Below are 17,074 nucleotides of genomic sequence, written 5' to 3'. Positions count from 1 at the left end.
AAAATATTCTTCTGTTTTTTTGTTGTGCTATAATTATAGCAAAGAAAGGAAGATACCATGCAAATAGTTTTTTCTGATATTGATGGCACATTTCAAGAATTGGGACATCCAATCCCCTTGATCAATAAGGAGGCCATCTCTGCTTTGCAAGCGCAAGGGGATCATTTTGTTTTTGTGACTGGACGAGGTGTAGCATTAGTCCAAGAGATGATGAAAGAAGAAGAGATCGCCTGCGATGTTATTTTTGGCAATGGTGCAGGGCTGATGTTGAACGGGCAAGCACCTGTATTGACCCATACAGTACCTTTGGACACTTTGGCACGGGTCATCGATATTTTAGAAGCGCAGCAAGTGTTTTATTTTATACACACAGATCAAGGAATCCTATCGCCCAAAGCCCATCTCTATGAACCGCAATTCAAGGCTAGTCGCGCAGCATTGATCGATACATTGGGTGAGCGCGGGGCAATGATTGCAGACTTCAAGTACAACTTCTTTTACCATGAGTGTATCCATCATGAGAATGTACTGGCTTATATGCAAGCAAACCCTGAAATCAACGTCATGAAAATCGAATTGATGGAAGCCTCTGATAAAAAAAGAGACTTCTTGCGCAGAAGTATCCAAGGAGCAGATGCAACTATTTTCCAATCTTTCGTCCAAACTTTAGAAATCGTTGATCCGCTCGCGACCAAAGGGGCAGCGATCCGCTCGTTTTTAGCCACATTTCCAGATGCCAAAAGCTATGGTATTGGAGATGGAGAAAACGATTTGCCTATGTTTGAGGCAGTCGATGTTTCCTTAGCTGTGGCCAACGCAAACAAGGAGATCCAAGCTGTATGCGAGCGAACCATTGACAGTGCGGAAAGCGGCGGTGTCGGCAAATTTATTTTTAGTGAATTGATTTTCTGAAAGGATGATAATGATGAAATTGATTGAAACGCCAGTAAACCAAAATTTAAATATGGAAACTTTCTACCCGAATATATCCAAATTCATTTTTGACAAAACAGCAGTTAAATTTTACAAAATTTATGCGTTAGACCGTACACAAATTTTATATGTCGATACGTATGATAAGGTATCCTTGGTATTGATCAACAACAAAAAGAAAATCAGTCGTGAAGAAGTGGATACGGCGATTCATCGGTTATTAAAGACAGACCGGAGTCAAGTCACAGTCAATGTGGCGATTCGCAAACAGATGGAAGACAAAGGCATCGTCTTTTCACAACCACGTAAAGATATTATTCTGGTTCAACTGCCTGTTGCATAAATCAGCATCGATCAAGACAGAGAAAGATCCGGCAGGACTTTCTCTTTTTTTGAAATAAACAAGATTTTCTGCGTTTTTTGTTTTTTTTGCTATAATGAGAAGAAGTAAGTTAAAGGGAGTAAGGCACATGCAGAAATTATTTAAAGATGATACATTAACGTTGCATACGGATCTGTACCAAATCAATATGATGCAGACCTATTGGGAATTGGGTCGGGCAGAATTGAATGCGGTCTTCGAATGCTATTTTCGGGAGATGCCGTTTGAAAATGGCTATGCGATTTTCGCAGGCTTAGAACGCTTGGTCGATTACTTGAATAATCTATCTTTTTCAGAATCAGATATTGCTTATCTTCGTGAGATCGGCGGTTATCCAGAAGCCTTTTTGGATTATTTGAAAGAATTTAAGTTTGCTTGTACTGTTCGATCAGCCTTAGAAGGCGACTTAGTGTTCAATAATGAACCAATCATTCAAGTAGAAGGACCGTTGGCACAAGCGCAATTGGTGGAAACAGCTTTATTGAACATGGTTAATTTCCAAACATTGATTGCGACCAAAGCAGCGCGCATCAAATCGGTGATTGGATCAGATCCCTTATTGGAATTTGGCTCTCGCCGTGCCCAGGAAATGGATGCTGCGATTTGGGGTACCCGGGCAGCCTTTATTGGAGGTGCTGATGCCACTAGTAATGTCCGCGCCGGCAAAATATTTGGTATTCCTGCCAGTGGTACACATGCACATTCGCTGGTTCAATCCTATGGCAATGACTATGATGCGTTTATGGCATATGCCAAGACCCATAAAGACTGTGTCTTCCTAGTTGATACGTATGATACATTGGCCTTGGGTGTGCCAAATGCCATCCGCGTTGCCCAAGAAATGGGGGATAAAATCAATTTTCTTGGTGTCCGCATCGATAGTGGGGACATGGCCTATATTTCCAAAAAAGTACGGGAACAGTTGGATGAAGCTGGCTTTACTGAAGCCAAGATCTATGCTTCGAACGATTTAGACGAAAATACGATTTTGAGCTTGAAAATGCAAAAAGCCAAAATCGATGTCTGGGGTGTCGGGACCAAACTGATCACTGCCTATGACCAACCTGCATTGGGTGCTGTCTATAAGTTGGTTTCGATCGAAAATGAACAAGGGAAAATGATCGATACCATCAAATTGTCCAGCAACGCCGAAAAAGTATCAACACCTGGAAAAAAACAAGTCTGGCGCATCACCAGAAAATCAGATGGCAAGTCTGAGGGGGATTATGTGACACTGTGGGAAGAAAACCCGCAAAACCAAAAAGAATTGTTTATGTTCCATCCTGTCCACACCTTTATCAACAAAACGGTCACAGACTTTGATGCCCGTCCGTTGCTGCAAGATATCTTTGTCGAAGGGAAACAAGTGTATGAAGTGCCGGACTTGGAACAGATCAAAGCTTATGCCACGAATTGTTTAGATTCTTTATGGGATGAATACAAACGCGATTTGAATCCACAGAAATATCCAGTTGATCTGTCACAAGAATGCTGGGATCACAAAATGCGAACGATCGAAAAAGTGCGTAAGCAAACCAAAGGTGACATACGATAATTGTCTGATAGATTCAGTGATATCTGGACTGGTGAAAACAAATAAAAAATCAAGGAGGCATTCTTTATGACATTGCAACAAGAAATTATCCATGAATTAGGTGTTTTGCCTGCGATTGACGCAAAGGAAGAAGTCAGAAAAAGCATTGATTTCTTAAAAGCGTATTTGCAAAAAAATCCATTTTTGAAGACATTTGTTTTGGGGATCAGCGGTGGACAAGATTCTTCATTGGCAGGTCGGATCGCGCAATTGACGATGGAAGAAATGCGCAGCGAAACCAGCAACCCCAATTATCAATTTATTGCGGTGCGCTTACCTTACGGCGAGCAAGCGGATGAAGCGGACGCAAAGCGTGCACTAGACTTTATTCAGCCTGATATCTCATTACGGGTCAATATCAAGGGACCTGTTGATGCCGAAGTAGCAGCGGTTGAAGAAGCGGGATTGGCTGTTTCTGATTTTAATAAAGGCAACATCAAAGCACGGCAACGGATGATCAGTCAATATGCGATTGCTGGTGAAAAAGCAGGCGCAGTGATCGGTACCGATCATGCAGCAGAAAATATTACTGGCTTCTTTACGAAATTCGGCGATGGTGGTGCGGATATCTTACCATTGTTCCGTTTGAATAAGCGCCAAGGCCGCCAATTGTTGGCATATCTAGGGGCACCAGAAGCGTTGTATACCAAAGTGCCGACTGCGGATTTAGAAGATGGCAAACCATTGGTTGCTGATGAAGCAGCATTGGGTGTCACTTACAATGATATCGATGACTATTTGGAAGGCAAAACAATTGCTGAAGAAGCGCAGCAAACGATTGAAAACTGGTGGAATAAAACCCAACACAAACGCCATTTACCAGTCACGATTTTTGATGATTTTTGGAAATAAAGATACGCAGTAAATAATTGATAAAAAGATTCCCGGGCAACAAATGAGTAGGGCTAAACAGACTGGGCTTGTAACGAGCCCAGCCGCTCATTTACGCGCGGGAATTTTTGTGTGGGTAGCAAAATAGTCTTGGCGACTGGGCATGGATAACGGCTTTACATTGTTTCGGGGAAAGCATAAAATACGAAGGGGACTAAAAATGGTCAGGGTACAAGGAGGATCAATCTGAATGAATCAAAAACTCCCTCAATATGGGAAAATCGCCTTAAAAGTGATTGCCGTGAGTGGCTTGCTCATTTTCAGCAATCTTTTTTTACAATGGTGTCAGAACAATTTATCTGTCAGTCTGGCCCTTAAATTTGCTTTTTCTTGGCATACCGAGAAATTTTTCTTGGCTTGTTTGGTCCTTGCGCTTGTGTATGGTATTTTTGCCAGTATTGCGGGTTCACTTCGAACGGGTGCTGTTTTTTATAGTGTGGTGATTGGTATTTTGGGCTACGCCAATTATATGAAAATGGCGTATCGACAAGAACCGATTTATCCAGATGATCTCAAAATGGTGACACAATTCACCTTGTTGCGAACGATGATCGGCAATGGACCATTTTTGTTGGCGATGCTTTTAGCGATAGCTGCCATTGCCGCAGTCGGTTGGAGCATTTATCGCAGTCGGACACTCAATCGGCGTGTGCAAATTGCCCGTGGCGGGGTGTTGCTCCTTTGCTCCTTGGGATTAGTCTATGTGTCGCATTTCAATGACAGCACGAATTTACTGCGTAAAGCTTACAATCGAACCGCTCTTTGGATTCCATACTCGCAAAAAATGAATTACTACAATACGGGGTTTATTGGCGGATTTTTGTTTAATTTGCGGGTCGATGCTATGGATAAACCAGCAGGTTACAGCAAAGAAGCAATAGAGGACATCGCTAAAAAATATCGTGCTTTAGCGGATGAAAAGAATCAAGAACGAGACAGTGAAGCACCCAATATCGTCTATGTGATGAGTGAGAGTTTCTCTGATCCGAGCCATTTAAAAGGGCTCACGATCAGTGGTGATCCGTTGAAAGATTATTATCAAGTAGCGGATCAAACCATCAGTGGCAAAATGCTTTCACAAAACTATGGCGGCGGTACAGCCAATATCGAGTTCGAAGCATTGACCAGTTTTTCGATGGGCTTGATGAACCCGCAAATGACAACACCGTATACAATGCTGGTACCGAAGCTGACCCAATTGCCTTCCCTTGTTTCTTTTTTGACGCAAAAAGGCTACGAGGCAACTGCGATCCATCCTTACGATACATCAATGTACAAGCGCAAAGATGTCTATGATGTGATGGGATTTGGCTCGTTTTTAGATCAAGATACGATGACCTATACGGACAAAATCGAAAATAATCCGTATATATCGGATGCATCAGCGTATCAAGAAGTGATGGCTCTTCTGGCAGATAACGCCCAACCGCAATTTGTTCATTTGGTGACCATGCAGACGCATATGCCGTATGTCGGCAAATATGATACGCTGGATTATCAAGCAACGGGTGATGGGAATATGGATGCATTGGAAAACTATTTGCAAGATGTTTCTTATAGCAGTACCGCACTGAAAGAGTTTATCTCTGAATTGTCCACATTGAATCGACGGACATTGGTCGTCTTTTGGGGGGATCATTTGCCAGGGATCTATTCTGATACGATCAAAGACCAAAACGATACCGCCACATTGCATGAAACACAGTTTTTGATGGTGGATTCTGACGGAGATTTCCAGCAGCAAGACGTTGAAGTGACGAGTCCGTTTTACTTTGCGCCGACCCTTTTAGAAGAAAGTCAGCAACCGACAAATGGTTTTTACGAAATGTTGTTGGCCTTGCAAGGGGAACTACCGGCTTTTGAAACAGGGCAGTATTCTATCGGCGGACAGTGGCAAACACAATTGTCCTTGAACAAGGAAACCCAAGAAATCTATGATGCGTATCAAATGATCCAATATGATGTTTTGCAAGGGGAACAATACAGTCTGGACACCGGTCTATTCGGTGATTAAAAAAGGATCACTTCACTGGTTGACAGGTGAAGTGATCCTTTTTGCTTACAAATCGTGCCATTGTCTGGTTGCATCAAATATCGCTGCCGCTTGATTGGCATCATCGACGATGGCTTGCGGATAACCTAGTACGCCAAGTAATGCGATCGCATTGCGGCTTTTGGCAGCACCAGATTTCACCTTATAGTCAAATGAAATCCCGTCGTCGGCTGTGACTTGTTCAGAAAAGTGGATATTACGGCAATCATGTTTCAGTATCTCTGTCAGCTCGATATCGTGGGTAGCGACAAATGCGAGACTTGGATATTGGCTGAGCCAGTGAATGATACTAGAAGAAGCGGCGATCCGTTCAACTGTATTGGTTCCTTTAAGGATCTCATCAACAAAGCAATAACAGCGCTCTTTGGTGGCTACTTGATCCAATAAGCGCTTGATCGATTTGATCTCAGCAACAAAATAACTATCCCCTTCAAAAAGATCATCTTCGACAGCCATTGAGGTAATCACATGTCCCGGTGCCAAGGTGAAGGTTTCCGCTACCGCTGTATAAATCGTTTGTGACAGCCAGCAGTTGATGGCGATACTTTTGACATAGGTCGATTTACCAGAAGCATTGGCGCCAGTTACTAACGTATTGTGTCCCCAGTCAACGTCATTCATGACGGCTTCTTTCAGTAAAGGGTGATAGGAGCCAGCAGATGAAACAGGTCCGTCTGCAAAATTTGGCACACATGTGATGGGCATATAGGTCCGAAAATTCAAGATAGAAGCAGCGACTTCTAATTTTCCTAACAAGTTCCACAACTGAACAGCAGCGTCACGGTGCTTGGCTAAAGTGCTGGTCACGGATTGGTAGGAGATAAAGGGCAACATAAAGAAAATATTGATATATTCGAACAACATATCGCCTTCACTGCCGTTTTTCGATCGAAAGGAGATGCCAAAACGTGGGATGTTTTCTAAGGGTTTCAACGCATCTTTGATCTCTTGCTGCAAGGGTGTGGCGATTTTGGCGATTTGCGTGCCGCTGGCGATGGTTTGTACCAAGTAGCGCATGCTGTTCAGCTCCGTTTCCAAACGGGCTTTCTTGATCGAGTAGTAGATCGTATTGAACATAATACTAAACAACGTCAAAATCAATCCTTGAGGGATACCGATCAAAAACAACAGCAATCCGATAATCGGCAACAAACCTAGACAGACGAATAACGGCAAGGAGCCAATCGAAGGAGAAGCTTCTGCGGCCAAATAAGACTTGGAAAAATTATGATCTTGTTTGCCTAAACGGGCAAAGGTGTATTGTGACTGTTCTCTGGCGGTACTGTTTTGATCAAAAAAATCGATCAATGCGGTCAACTGGGTATCTTCTTTAAATTGATAATTGCGTAATTGTTGATACAAAGCTTCTGAGCCAACACTTGAATAGGTCAGATTGACGGCTTCAAACAAGGCAAAACCGTCGAGGTCATACCAAGTGATATCGTCGATCTCGCTGTCGTATTGATGAAAGTTTTTTTCGATCATCCAAGCTTTTTTCAAACTATCTTCTTTATCAAAACGAGGTTGGCGCGGCAGCTTTCCCCAAGACCGCTGGACGTAGCGGCGGACCTTGATGCGATTCCAAATATCTAATGCGATGATCGCCGCTAGTACAACGATGATGAGGGCGATTACTGTGAGCTGTGGTGTCATGAGCCATCTCCAATCATTTATTTCGCAATCGAACCGAAGAATTATACTGACTTTGGTTCGATCTCTTGCAACACTTGATAGATTCTTTCGATGTCTTGGTTGGTTCCGCGTAATTCAAAATCAGCTAAAAAAGGCACATTGAACTGGGCGGCATATTGTTTGGCGGTCAGACAGTATTGATAGTTGAAATTTTTGTTGCCGCTGCCGATGACACCTAAACAATGCTTGGCGTTATCTCCAAAATCAATATAGTCCCGCAATGTTTCGGTCAAAATCTCTTGATCGCCATTATCGACCCCGTTGCCGCCTTCTAAGTAAGTGGGGACAAATGCAACATATGGTTGTGTTTCTGCAGCCAAGGGGCTGTTGTCATGGATTTCTTTGATCGACCATGTATTTTCTGTTGCTTGATCTGCAGCATATGTCTGCAACCGATTGACAAAAGCACGGGTATTTCCTGAAATAGATATATAGAGTAGATTCATTTTTTATCACCTTCCGTCATTAAGTATACCAGAAACACGTTCGCAAAAATGTAAAAATCGACGAAGCTTTTTCTAGCAAAAAAAGGGCGTAGGCGATACACTGAGAGAAACGAGAGGAGTGGGTCCATGTTTGACCAGATGCACCATGTCGCGATCATTGCAAGGGATTATCAACAAGCAAAAACATTTTATGTGGATAAACTAGGATTTGAAGTAATTCGGGAACACCGTCGACCAGATAAAGGGGACATCAAAATCGATTTGCGCTTTGGCAACGGGGAGATTGAACTATTTATCAACGAAGATGCGCCAGCTAGACCAAGTTTTCCTGAAGCAGCCGGTTTACGCCACTTGGCCTTTCGCGTGTCTAAGATCGAGGATGTCGTGGCAAAATTGGCAGACAAAGGGATTGATTGTGAGCCGATACGCTATGATACATTTACCCAGAAGAAAATGACTTTTTTCCAAGATCCAGATGGGTTGCCGCTAGAGTTGCATGAATAAAGGTACATGGTAGGGGCGAATCGGGAAGTATAACCAAAAAAGCTTGGTTTTTGTGAAGAAAGTTGTTATGCTAGCAGAGTAACAAGGAGGGTTAAACGTGATAAGATTTGCAAGAAAAGAAGACCGATTTGCAATGGCTGATCTCGTCTTAGTGATTTTAAAAGATATGGAACTGCCTTTTGTCAAAGAAATCGGTGAAGCCAAAACACTTGAGATATTGGCAGACGCGATGTTGGAACCTAGCTACCGTTATGGCTACACCAGAGCGCTGGTCAATGAAATCGATGGAGCAGTCGCGGGTGTTGCGTTTGGTTATCCAGATAAAGAAGAGGCGACGATCGATCAACCATTGGATCGTGTGTTAGAACAATATGGTTTGAGTAAAGACATGAAATTGTTTGTCGATGAAGAAACGATGCCCAATGAATGGTATTTAGACACGATTTGTGTTGCCGAAGACTTTCGAGGACATGGTGTTGGATCTGCATTACTGGAAGCTTTACCGAAAATCGCCAAACGGGATGGCTATGACGTGATTGGGTTAAGTGTTGATCGCGCCAATCCAAATGCCAAACGGTTATATGAAAAACATGGTTTCAAAGTCGTCGCTGAACGAGAAATCAGTGGACACCTATATGATCATATGCAAAAGAAAACCAGCTGAGCAATCAGCTGGTTTCGTTGTGAAGCCGTAATTCTAAAGGATGATCGGTCTTTTTTTGTCGATTATACAGCCAATAATCCATCACTGCGGCAATGCAGATGCAAACTGGCGCATCTTGGTCATCTGTCACATTTAGGACATAATAATCACCTGTCAATAGTGTTGCTTTATCCATCTCCATGATTTTTTTGTTAAAGTGATGGATACTGTAGCGATGATGATAAATGTCCCCATGGACAGCCCAATGCAGTTGCTGAATGTAATAAAAATCTCCTGGCCAATTAAAAATTTTCTGTAGTGTGCCGACTTTTTCAAAGTCTTTATAGATCTCAAAGCGGGTACCAAATGTAAAACTGATTTGCTTGATACTGGCTAATAGTTCCCCATTCAAAGCATAGAGGGACAAAGCATCCCCCTTGGTTCCCCAGCGGCCAACCATCAAAAACAGCGATTTGCCCTTTTCGTCTTTGACGATGGTTCGCGTGATTTTACTCAGTTGTTTGTCTTGAATAAAGAATTCTGACATACCTCCGCCTCCTCATGTAGCCCAAAAGCAGTGTTTATTACAAGTTCTCCTCAATTGCCCGCATGATCGCTTTTCCGACACCAGAATCGATATTGGTACTGGTCAAGTATTTTGCCGCTTCTTTGACTTCAATTTCACCGTTACCCATCGCAAAACTTACACCAGCTGCTTGCAGCATACTCAAATCATTTAAATTGTCGCCAATCGTCAAGACTTCAGCTAAATCGAACCCGCGTTCTTTGGCGACTTGTGCCACTGCGATCCCTTTTTGGGCATTGCGATGATTGATTTCGATATTGTTTTGTCCAGAAGAAGTCACCACCAAATCTCCATAGCCATCAATGACTTGCGTGATCGGTCCTAATACGCTGGCACCATCTGGATGGAAACAAATGATTTTTAGGAATTCTAGTTCTTCCAGCAAAAATAGTTCAGAAAAATCAGTGACATAATTGATCGGCAAAAATTCTAACCGAGCGGCAGTCATGGCAATCGCCATTTTATGGGTCAAATGGGGCATTGCCTCAGCAGTGTGGATCGCAAAATTTTCGATTCGCCGTATTTGACTTTCTGAATAGATGCCATTGCTTGTAGAGATCTCAAAATAAATAATTTGTTCTTTCAACAGATCAATGATCGAACGGGTTTTTTCACGATCGATCGGGACAGTGAATAAAGAATTGCCGCTTTCGTCAAAGACTTGTGCGCCGTTCAAATTGATCATCGCACATTCCAGTCCCGCTTCTTCTAGCGGCGGCAACGCCTCTTTACGGTTACGACCGGTTGCAACCATGAATTCGATCCCTTTTGACTGTGCGTATTTGATAGCTTGGATATTTTCTTCTGAGATTTGCATGCTGGCATTTAACAATGTACCATCCATATCAGAAGCAATTAATTTTATCATGTTCAGCGTCCTTTCTGATTGTTTCTACTACCTAGTGTACCACAAAACGGGCTGAAATTTTCTGCCTAAGAGTAAATCTTGCGTCATCTTATCATGGTTTGATATGATGAAGAAAAAGGGAGGATCCTATGAATCAATCATTACCTCAGGATTGGCAAGCACAATTGGCATCTAGCTTTGACCAGCCTTATTATCAAGCGTTGCAACAGTTTTTGACGAAAGAATATCAAGAACATACGGTGTACCCTGCGCGCGCACAAATCTTTGAAGCGTTGCAGCTAACCCCATATAATCAAGTGAAAGTGGTGATTCTAGGACAAGATCCGTACCATGGACCGAATCAAGCCCATGGTTTGGCATTTTCAGTTCAGCCGGGGGTCAAGATCCCACCTTCATTGCGGAATATATACCAAGAATTAAGTACGGACTTGCAGATTGCGCCGCCAGCTGATGGTTACTTGGTGCCCTGGGCCAAACAAGGCGTGTTCTTGTTGAATACAGTCTTGACTGTTCGCGCAGGAGAAGCCAATAGTCATCAAGGACATGGCTGGGAACGATTGACAGATACGATCATTGAACGATTGAATCAACGAGACAAACCAATGATTTTTGTATTGTGGGGCAAACCCGCTCAAAAGAAGATATCATTGCTTGACACAAACAAGCATCTGGTCTTGACGGCCCCTCATCCCAGTCCTTTGTCGGCATACCGCGGCTTTTTTGGCTCAAAGCCATTTTCTGCAATCAATCACGCGTTGCGTCAGATGGGTGAAGAACCAATCAAGTGGGCCTGACCGATAATAATACAGTTTTTAAACTGTATTGTTTTATCGAATAGAGATTGTGAATTGGTTAACGAACGGTAAATAAATCGACTGGTACAGGATTTTTATCTGTTCTTTTTTTCACTTCTATTGTACAATGTAAGGGTATAAAAAAACTGGAGGTCATTATCCGTGGAATTATTCGAAAGCTTAAAATTTAAAATTGTGCGTCGTCATATCAAAATCGTCTTTCCTGAAGCAACTGATCCTCGTATTCTAGGTGCTGCTAGCCGTTTACGTTCAGAAGAATTGATCGAGCCTGTCTTGGTCGGTAATCCTGCAGAAATAGAAAAAGCCGCTGAAGCGCGGGGAATCAATATTGCCAACTTTGAAATCGTTGACCCGACTTCGTATGATCGTTGGGATGAAATGGTCGAAGCTTTCGTTGCGCGTCGTAATGGCAAAGTAACCAAAGAACAAGCCGAAGAAATATTGAAAGATGTCAACTATTTTGGCACAATGCTTACGTATATGGGTATTACTGATGGGATGGTATCAGGTGCGATCCATTCAACAGGTGATACAGTTCGCCCGGCACTGCAAATCATCAAAACCAAACCAGGTGTCAGCCGTACGAGTGGTGCGTTCTTGATGGTACGTGGTCGTGATCAAGAAAAATACTTGTTCTCAGATTGTGCGATCAATGTGAACCCAACAGCCCAAGAATTGGCAGAAATCGCTGTTGATTCTGCGAAAACAGCGGAACTGTTTGAAATCGATCCTAAAGTAGCGATGTTAAGCTTTTCTACGAAAGGTTCAGCAAAAGCACCAGAAGTGGATAAAGTTGCTGAAGCAACAAAAATTGCCCAAGAATTGGCGCCTGAATATGAAATCGATGGCGAGTTGCAATTTGATGCTGCTTATGTATCTTCTGTTGCCCATTTGAAAGCACCAGAATCTGAAGTAGCTGGTAAAGCAACAGTCTTTGTTTTCCCAGATTTACAATCAGGAAACATTGGGTACAAAATCGCACAACGTTTTGGCAATTTTGAAGCGATCGGACCAATCTTGCAAGGATTGAACAAACCAATTTCTGATCTTTCTCGTGGATCTAATGAAGAAGATGTCTACAAACTATCCATCATCACTGCAGCCCAAACATTGATGGAAAAATAAGCTTCACTTTTTAGCCGGTCCTTCTTAGGGCTGGCTTTTTTTGCTTGCAAGGATGATAGAGCGCTCCATCTTTACAATGTCTGGGTAAACAAGCTATACTAACACAAAGCAAATAGAATAAAGGGTGGTAAGAATGATAACCATTGAAAATACGGCGGCAACCGAAGCCTTGGCAATCGTGATCGGTCAAGTGGCACAAGCCGGAGACAATCTGGTACTTACAGGTGATCTTGGTGCAGGAAAAACGACATTGACAAAAGGCATTGCCAAAGGACTAGAGATCGACCAATTGATCAAAAGTCCCACTTATACGATCATCCGCGAATACAGCCAAGGGCGCATACCTTTATACCATATGGATGTTTATCGGGTGTCCTCGGATGCTGATACTTTGGGTCTTGATGAATACTTTGAAGGAGACGGTCTGTCCGTGATCGAATGGGGCAATCAGCTTGGAGAAGCACTGCCTGAAGATTATTTAGAACTGATTATTGAAAAAGATGATACAGATTTAGATAAAAGAATTGTGAAGTTTCACGCATATGGCCCGCAAGCTACAGCTTTTTTACAACGGATCCAGCAGCATTGGGACGTACACCATGACTGAGATTCAATTGGAGATTCGAGAAGCACAGGCTGCTGATGCAACGGCCGTCTTGGCAGTCAGTCAACGATTGGCCACCGAAACGGACTTTTTATTGATGGATGAAGAAGGACTGGCCTTGCCAGAAACATTGTTGGCACAAGAACTTGATGCGTTGTCAGAACAAAACAACCATCTGTTGTTGTTGGCGTTCGATCAGGATAAAGTGATCGGAATGGCTTCGATCAAAGGCAATAACGAGTGGCAGCTGCGTCATGTAGGAGAAATCGGCATATCCATTCTCAAAGACTATTGGGGTCTGGGGCTAGGTTCGATATTGTTGGAAGAACTGCTGGATTGGGTCAAAGAAACCAAACTGCTGACACGGATCGAGTTGACCGTACAAGTGAGAAACGAGCGGGCTATTGGGCTCTATCAGAAATTTGGGTTTGTCACTGAAGGTTGTATGAAGCAAGCGGTACAAACAAAGGCTGGTGAGAAAGTCGATGTCTGGATGATGGCACGGTATTTTTAGAGGACGTCCAAAGGGATACCCGTGGCTTTTAGAGATTTGTCACAACAAAATCAAGCAGCGTTGCATGTTTCTCTCAAATAAAAGTATCAAGCCGAATGTACAAATAAGAACCGCCACCAAGCTGCCTAATGGGTGTGCTTGTGGCGGTTCCTGCTTTGTCATGCAGTGTGTGACTTTGATTGTTGTCGGCAGGGACCTACAATCGATTTACTTGACCAAGACGAGTTTTTTCAAAGGTTCTGTGCCAAAGTCGTGTTCTTGCCGCAGCAAAATCTGGGCACAGGCGCGACTGTCTTCAAGGGCATCATGGTGATTCAATAGGGGAATCTGCAATTGTTCGCAGACAGTATTCAGTTTATGATTGGCAAATTCTGGATACAGTTTGCGGCTGGTTCTTACCGTACATAAGGACATGAAGTTGGGCTGAGCCAATCCATAATAATCCAAACAGCCAGCAAGTACGCCATTATCAAAGCCAGCATTATGGGCCACTACCAAACTATTTAAATGATAGTATTGTTGGATTTTCTGCCATACTTCGGGAAATTTCGGTGCATCCCGCACATCTTCCGGGTGAATCCCGTGAATTTGGATGTTTTTCCAAAAGAAATCTGTTTCTGGTTGAATCAATGTATAATATTCTCCAACGATTTTGCTGTCTCGCACCATGACCAACGCCAAAGAACAGGCACTATGTTTTTGATAATTCGCCGTTTCAAAGTCCATTGCGATAAAATTCATTGTGTTCACCTCAAGTGCTATTCTAGCACAATTCATTTCAGAAAAAAGGGTCAATGATGCAGGTTTAGGCAAATTTAAGCAATTTTCAGCTATCTTATAACATGGTATACTTATCAAAAACGGAGGTTGTTTCTATGGCAAGACCGACAACGAAAGAGGCCTTGATCGAAGAAAGCAGCAAGTACTATACGCAGTTGGTGGATCTGCTAAAATCAATGACGCCGGTTCAATTGAACCAACCCTTCTCCTTTGATGTGTCCAAGGAAAAGGGGGCCCATTGGCAACGAGATCAAAACATTCATGATGTCTTGATCCATCTGCACGAATGGCACAAGTTGCTGATCGACTGGGTCACAAGCAATCAAAAGGGTGAACCAAGACAATTCTTGAAAGAAGGCTATAATTGGCGTACTTACGGGGCAATGAATGACGCCTTTCGCGTTGAAAACCAAGCCAGCAGCTATCAAGAAGCACATGTACAATTTGAAAAAAGTCATGAGCAAGTAATGGCACTTTTGCTGGACTTTTCAACCGAAGACCTATTCACCAAAAACGTGTTTCCCTGGGTTGGGGGAAGTACATTGGGCAGTTATTTTGTTTCCTCGACAGCAAGTCACTATGTTTGGGCAATCAAGAAAATCAAGAAGTTCAAGAAAAGTTTAACGTGAGAGAAACAACACGAATCAGTTACAGCAAAAAAAAGCAGCCAAAGCTGCTTTTTTTTATCAAGATAGTTGTAATTCAACAGGGCAATGGTCGCTGCCTAAGATATCCGTATGGATTTTGGCATCCACCAAGCGGTCTTGCAAATCGTCAGAAACGATGAAGTAATCGATCCGCCAACCAGCATTGTTTTTGCGGGCATTGAACCGATAGCTCCACCAAGAATAGACGCCTTCCATTTCCGGATAAAAATAGCGGAACGTATCGGTATAACCAGCAGCCAGTAAAGTCGTAAATTTTTCCCGTTCTTCTGGGGTGAAACCGGCATTTTTTTGATTGGTTTTCCAATTTTTGATATCGATGTTTTGATGGGCAACATTTAGGTCGCCGCATAGAATCACTGATTTTTTGGCCTTTAAGGATTCCAGATAGTTGAGAAAGCTTTCCTCCCAGGTCATTCGGTAGTCTAAACGTTTCAATTCATTTTGAGAATTGGGTGTATAACAAGTCACCAAGTAAAAGTCGTCGTATTCCAATGTAATGACACGGCCTTCGGTATCATGGGCGGATTCTCCAATGCCGTAATTGACAGCCAACGCTGGTTTTTTTGCAAAAATGGCTGTGCCAGAATAGCCTTTCTTTTCGGCATAATGCCAATATTGATGATACCCTGGCAAATCTAATTCAATTTGTCCGGCTTGCAACTTGGTTTCTTGCAAACAAAAGAAATCAGCATCAAATGCTGCAAATGCTTCATAAAAATTTTTTTTGACAATGGCTCTTAGTCCATTGACATTCCAAGAAATAAATTTCATTGTATAGCCTCCTTGTGGTGGTACTCTTTTTATTTTACCTAAAAACGACAAATTATCAAAGGAAGGGTTTGCTTTTGTTGGCGGATCATCCGCCTTGTATTGGGTGTTTAGGAGAGAGGTAGCAACTTTTTCTTGAACATGCTAAAATAAAGCAGAAAGTGAAAGCGAAAGGAACTTTTTTTGTGAATAAAGAACGAATGATTACGCAATTCCCTGAAATTGCTTTATTAAAAGATGAACCATTGATGAATTATACGTATACCAAGACAGGGGGGCCAGCGGATGTCTTGGCTTTTCCAAAGAAAGCAGCTGAAGTCAAACAACTCGTTGATTATTGCCGTGAAGCAGACATTCCTTGGCTTGTGTTGGGCAATGCCAGCAATTTGATCGTTCGCGATGGCGGTATCCGTGGCGTTGTGATCATGTTGGCGGAAATGAATGAGATCTCAGTGGACGGCACAACGATCAATGTTGCTGCTGGTGCTAAGCTGATCGACACGACCTATGTGGCGTTGCATGAGTCATTGACGGGCTTTGAATTTGCATGCGGCATTCCTGGCAGTGTCGGCGGCGCAGTCTTTATGAATGCCGGTGCCTATGAAGGTGAGATCCAAGATGTTTTTGCTTCTTGTGATGTGTTATTGGCAGACGGCGAAATTGTGACTTATCAAAAGGCAGACATGGACTTTGCCTATCGCCATAGTGCCTTACAAGATCAGCATGCAGTGATTCTCAGTGCCCGTTTTGATTTAGCCAAAGGACCGCAAGAACAAATCAAAAAGCGGATGGATGAGTTAACGGCATTGCGTCAAGAGAAACAACCATTGGAATATCCGTCTTGCGGGAGTGTCTTTAAACGGCCAAAAGGCCATTTCACAGGTGCCTTGATTCAAAAAGCCGGATTGCAAGGATTGAAATGGGGCGGTGCCCAAATTTCAGAAAAACACGCTGGTTTTATCGTCAATATCAATCATGCAACAGCAACGGATTATGTTGAATTGATCGCCCATATCCAACAGGTCATCAAAGAAAAGTTTGATGTAGTGCTGGAAACTGAAGTAAGAATCATCGGTGAAAAATAACCCACAAGGCAAGTAGTTCTGCTGCTTGCCTTATTTGCGTGCCTCAGTCTTGGCACGTACGATCTTACCTTTGTAAGTGATATAAATTGTAAGGGCTTCAGGAGTTCGGTACAATGAATACGA

At 42.8% G+C, this 17,074-nt stretch carries 19 protein-coding genes; 13 read left to right on the top strand and 6 right to left on the bottom strand.

The annotated features are described in order from the left end of the window. The first annotated feature begins 57 nt into the window (after window positions 1–57). The 5 genes from IGI41_RS12110 to IGI41_RS12090 all read left to right on the top strand — a co-directional run bounded on the left by IGI41_RS12110 (window position 58) and on the right by IGI41_RS12090 (window position 5,814). Window positions 58–912, top strand: a complete 855-nt coding sequence (locus IGI41_RS12110; protein WP_430610025.1) for an HAD-IIB family hydrolase — start codon at window positions 58–60, stop codon at window positions 910–912. A 13-nt stretch (window positions 913–925) separates the two neighbouring features. After that, entirely contained in the window at window positions 926–1,276 is a 351-nt protein-coding gene (locus tag IGI41_RS12105) for a DUF1827 family protein (protein WP_430610024.1), read from the top strand. A gap of 127 nt (window positions 1,277–1,403) precedes the next feature. Further along, complete coding sequence (locus IGI41_RS12100; RefSeq protein ID WP_430610023.1) at window positions 1,404–2,870, top strand: nicotinate phosphoribosyltransferase; 1,467 nt, start codon at window positions 1,404–1,406, stop codon at window positions 2,868–2,870. 66 nt (window positions 2,871–2,936) lie between these two features. Then, on the top strand, window positions 2,937–3,761 hold the full coding sequence (gene nadE, locus IGI41_RS12095) for an ammonia-dependent NAD(+) synthetase (RefSeq protein WP_430610022.1): 825 nt from the start codon (window positions 2,937–2,939) through the stop codon (window positions 3,759–3,761). 229 nt (window positions 3,762–3,990) lie between these two features. Beyond that, window positions 3,991–5,814: an LTA synthase family protein gene (locus tag IGI41_RS12090; RefSeq protein WP_430610021.1), complete on the top strand. Its 1,824-nt coding sequence runs from the start codon at window positions 3,991–3,993 to the stop codon at window positions 5,812–5,814. A gap of 45 nt (window positions 5,815–5,859) precedes the next feature. On the opposite strand, the gene IGI41_RS12085 is transcribed toward IGI41_RS12090, so the two are convergent. Both IGI41_RS12085 and nrdI read right to left on the bottom strand, forming a co-directional pair. Beyond that, a complete protein-coding gene (locus tag IGI41_RS12085) occupies window positions 5,860–7,506 on the bottom strand; it encodes a MutS-related protein (RefSeq protein WP_430610020.1) in 1,647 nt (548 codons plus the stop codon). Window positions 7,507–7,547: 41 nt separating this feature from the next. Next, entirely contained in the window at window positions 7,548–7,991 is a 444-nt protein-coding gene (gene nrdI / locus IGI41_RS12080; RefSeq protein ID WP_430610019.1) for a class Ib ribonucleoside-diphosphate reductase assembly flavoprotein NrdI, read from the bottom strand. Between the two features lie 126 nt (window positions 7,992–8,117). Here nrdI and gloA2 point away from each other — a divergent pair, with 126 nt between their 5' ends. After that, complete coding sequence (gene gloA2 / locus IGI41_RS12075; protein WP_430610018.1) at window positions 8,118–8,495, top strand: SMU1112c/YaeR family gloxylase I-like metalloprotein; 378 nt, start codon at window positions 8,118–8,120, stop codon at window positions 8,493–8,495. A gap of 97 nt (window positions 8,496–8,592) precedes the next feature. Continuing rightward, window positions 8,593–9,159, top strand: coding sequence for a GNAT family N-acetyltransferase (locus IGI41_RS12070; protein ID WP_430610017.1), 567 nt, complete (start codon window positions 8,593–8,595; stop codon window positions 9,157–9,159). Between the two features lie 4 nt (window positions 9,160–9,163). Here the strand turns inward: IGI41_RS12070 and IGI41_RS12065 are convergent, their stop codons facing one another. Beyond that, window positions 9,164–9,685, bottom strand: a complete 522-nt coding sequence (locus IGI41_RS12065; RefSeq protein WP_430610016.1) for an LURP-one-related/scramblase family protein — start codon at window positions 9,683–9,685, stop codon at window positions 9,164–9,166. Between the two features lie 37 nt (window positions 9,686–9,722). Beyond that, complete coding sequence (locus tag IGI41_RS12060) at window positions 9,723–10,592, bottom strand: Cof-type HAD-IIB family hydrolase (RefSeq protein WP_430610015.1); 870 nt, start codon at window positions 10,590–10,592, stop codon at window positions 9,723–9,725. Between the two features lie 128 nt (window positions 10,593–10,720). Here IGI41_RS12060 and IGI41_RS12055 point away from each other — a divergent pair, with 128 nt between their 5' ends. The 4 genes from IGI41_RS12055 (at window position 10,721) to IGI41_RS12040 (ending at window position 13,650) form a co-directional block, all read left to right on the top strand. Further along, entirely contained in the window at window positions 10,721–11,386 is a 666-nt protein-coding gene (locus tag IGI41_RS12055; protein ID WP_430610014.1) for a uracil-DNA glycosylase, read from the top strand. Window positions 11,387–11,548: 162 nt separating this feature from the next. After that, on the top strand, window positions 11,549–12,532 hold the full coding sequence (gene pta / locus IGI41_RS12050) for a phosphate acetyltransferase (RefSeq protein ID WP_430610013.1): 984 nt from the start codon (window positions 11,549–11,551) through the stop codon (window positions 12,530–12,532). A gap of 133 nt (window positions 12,533–12,665) precedes the next feature. Further along, the gene (tsaE, locus tag IGI41_RS12045; protein WP_430610012.1) at window positions 12,666–13,139 is read left to right on the top strand and encodes a tRNA (adenosine(37)-N6)-threonylcarbamoyltransferase complex ATPase subunit type 1 TsaE; all 474 of its coding nucleotides are present in this window, start codon (window positions 12,666–12,668) and stop codon (window positions 13,137–13,139) included. Then, the gene (locus tag IGI41_RS12040) at window positions 13,132–13,650 is read left to right on the top strand and encodes a GNAT family N-acetyltransferase (RefSeq protein ID WP_430610011.1); all 519 of its coding nucleotides are present in this window, start codon (window positions 13,132–13,134) and stop codon (window positions 13,648–13,650) included. The genes tsaE and IGI41_RS12040 overlap by 8 nt, the downstream gene beginning before the upstream one ends. A 207-nt stretch (window positions 13,651–13,857) precedes the next feature. Here the strand turns inward: IGI41_RS12040 and IGI41_RS12035 are convergent, their stop codons facing one another. Further along, window positions 13,858–14,391, bottom strand: a complete 534-nt coding sequence (locus IGI41_RS12035) for a 3'-5' exonuclease (protein ID WP_430610010.1) — start codon at window positions 14,389–14,391, stop codon at window positions 13,858–13,860. Window positions 14,392–14,525: 134 nt separating this feature from the next. Between IGI41_RS12035 and IGI41_RS12030 the strand changes: the two genes are divergently transcribed. Beyond that, entirely contained in the window at window positions 14,526–15,059 is a 534-nt protein-coding gene (locus tag IGI41_RS12030) for a ClbS/DfsB family four-helix bundle protein (RefSeq protein WP_430610009.1), read from the top strand. Window positions 15,060–15,116: 57 nt separating this feature from the next. Here IGI41_RS12030 and IGI41_RS12025 read toward each other — a convergent pair whose 3' ends face one another. Next, the gene (locus IGI41_RS12025; protein ID WP_430610008.1) at window positions 15,117–15,869 is read right to left on the bottom strand and encodes an exodeoxyribonuclease III; all 753 of its coding nucleotides are present in this window, start codon (window positions 15,867–15,869) and stop codon (window positions 15,117–15,119) included. 197 nt (window positions 15,870–16,066) lie between these two features. On the opposite strand from IGI41_RS12025, the gene murB reads away from it, so the two are divergent. Continuing rightward, window positions 16,067–16,951 (top strand): UDP-N-acetylmuramate dehydrogenase, encoded by an 885-nt coding sequence (gene murB / locus IGI41_RS12020; protein WP_430612833.1) that lies wholly within the window; start codon window positions 16,067–16,069, stop codon window positions 16,949–16,951. Window positions 16,952–17,074: the final 123 nt, after the last annotated feature.

Origin of the sequence: Enterococcus sp. DIV0876 (genome assembly GCF_050529585.1) — a bacterium.
In the GTDB taxonomy this organism is placed as follows: domain Bacteria; phylum Bacillota; class Bacilli; order Lactobacillales; family Enterococcaceae; genus Enterococcus_D.
The sequence above is the reverse complement of the archived record's forward strand: the minus strand, read 5'-3'. Positions and strand labels throughout refer to the sequence as shown.

Coding starts and splice junctions, on each gene's coding strand:
- nrdI (WP_430610019.1), bottom strand. CDS start 7,991: ATGAATCTACTCTATATATCTATTTCAGGAAATACCCGTGCTTTTGTC.
- IGI41_RS12090 (WP_430610021.1), top strand. CDS start 3,991: ATGAATCAAAAACTCCCTCAATATGGGAAAATCGCCTTAAAAGTGATT.
- IGI41_RS12085 (WP_430610020.1), bottom strand. CDS start 7,506: ATGACACCACAGCTCACAGTAATCGCCCTCATCATCGTTGTACTAGCG.
- IGI41_RS12100 (WP_430610023.1), top strand. CDS start 1,404: ATGCAGAAATTATTTAAAGATGATACATTAACGTTGCATACGGATCTG.
- IGI41_RS12055 (WP_430610014.1), top strand. CDS start 10,721: ATGAATCAATCATTACCTCAGGATTGGCAAGCACAATTGGCATCTAGC.
- IGI41_RS12030 (WP_430610009.1), top strand. CDS start 14,526: ATGGCAAGACCGACAACGAAAGAGGCCTTGATCGAAGAAAGCAGCAAG.
- IGI41_RS12040 (WP_430610011.1), top strand. CDS start 13,132: ATGACTGAGATTCAATTGGAGATTCGAGAAGCACAGGCTGCTGATGCA.
- IGI41_RS12060 (WP_430610015.1), bottom strand. CDS start 10,592: ATGATAAAATTAATTGCTTCTGATATGGATGGTACATTGTTAAATGCC.
- gloA2 (WP_430610018.1), top strand. CDS start 8,118: ATGTTTGACCAGATGCACCATGTCGCGATCATTGCAAGGGATTATCAA.
- IGI41_RS12110 (WP_430610025.1), top strand. CDS start 58: ATGCAAATAGTTTTTTCTGATATTGATGGCACATTTCAAGAATTGGGA.
- IGI41_RS12025 (WP_430610008.1), bottom strand. CDS start 15,869: ATGAAATTTATTTCTTGGAATGTCAATGGACTAAGAGCCATTGTCAAA.
- nadE (WP_430610022.1), top strand. CDS start 2,937: ATGACATTGCAACAAGAAATTATCCATGAATTAGGTGTTTTGCCTGCG.
- murB (WP_430612833.1), top strand. CDS start 16,067: ATGATTACGCAATTCCCTGAAATTGCTTTATTAAAAGATGAACCATTG.
- IGI41_RS12035 (WP_430610010.1), bottom strand. CDS start 14,391: ATGAATTTTATCGCAATGGACTTTGAAACGGCGAATTATCAAAAACAT.
- tsaE (WP_430610012.1), top strand. CDS start 12,666: ATGATAACCATTGAAAATACGGCGGCAACCGAAGCCTTGGCAATCGTG.
- IGI41_RS12105 (WP_430610024.1), top strand. CDS start 926: ATGAAATTGATTGAAACGCCAGTAAACCAAAATTTAAATATGGAAACT.
- IGI41_RS12065 (WP_430610016.1), bottom strand. CDS start 9,685: ATGTCAGAATTCTTTATTCAAGACAAACAACTGAGTAAAATCACGCGA.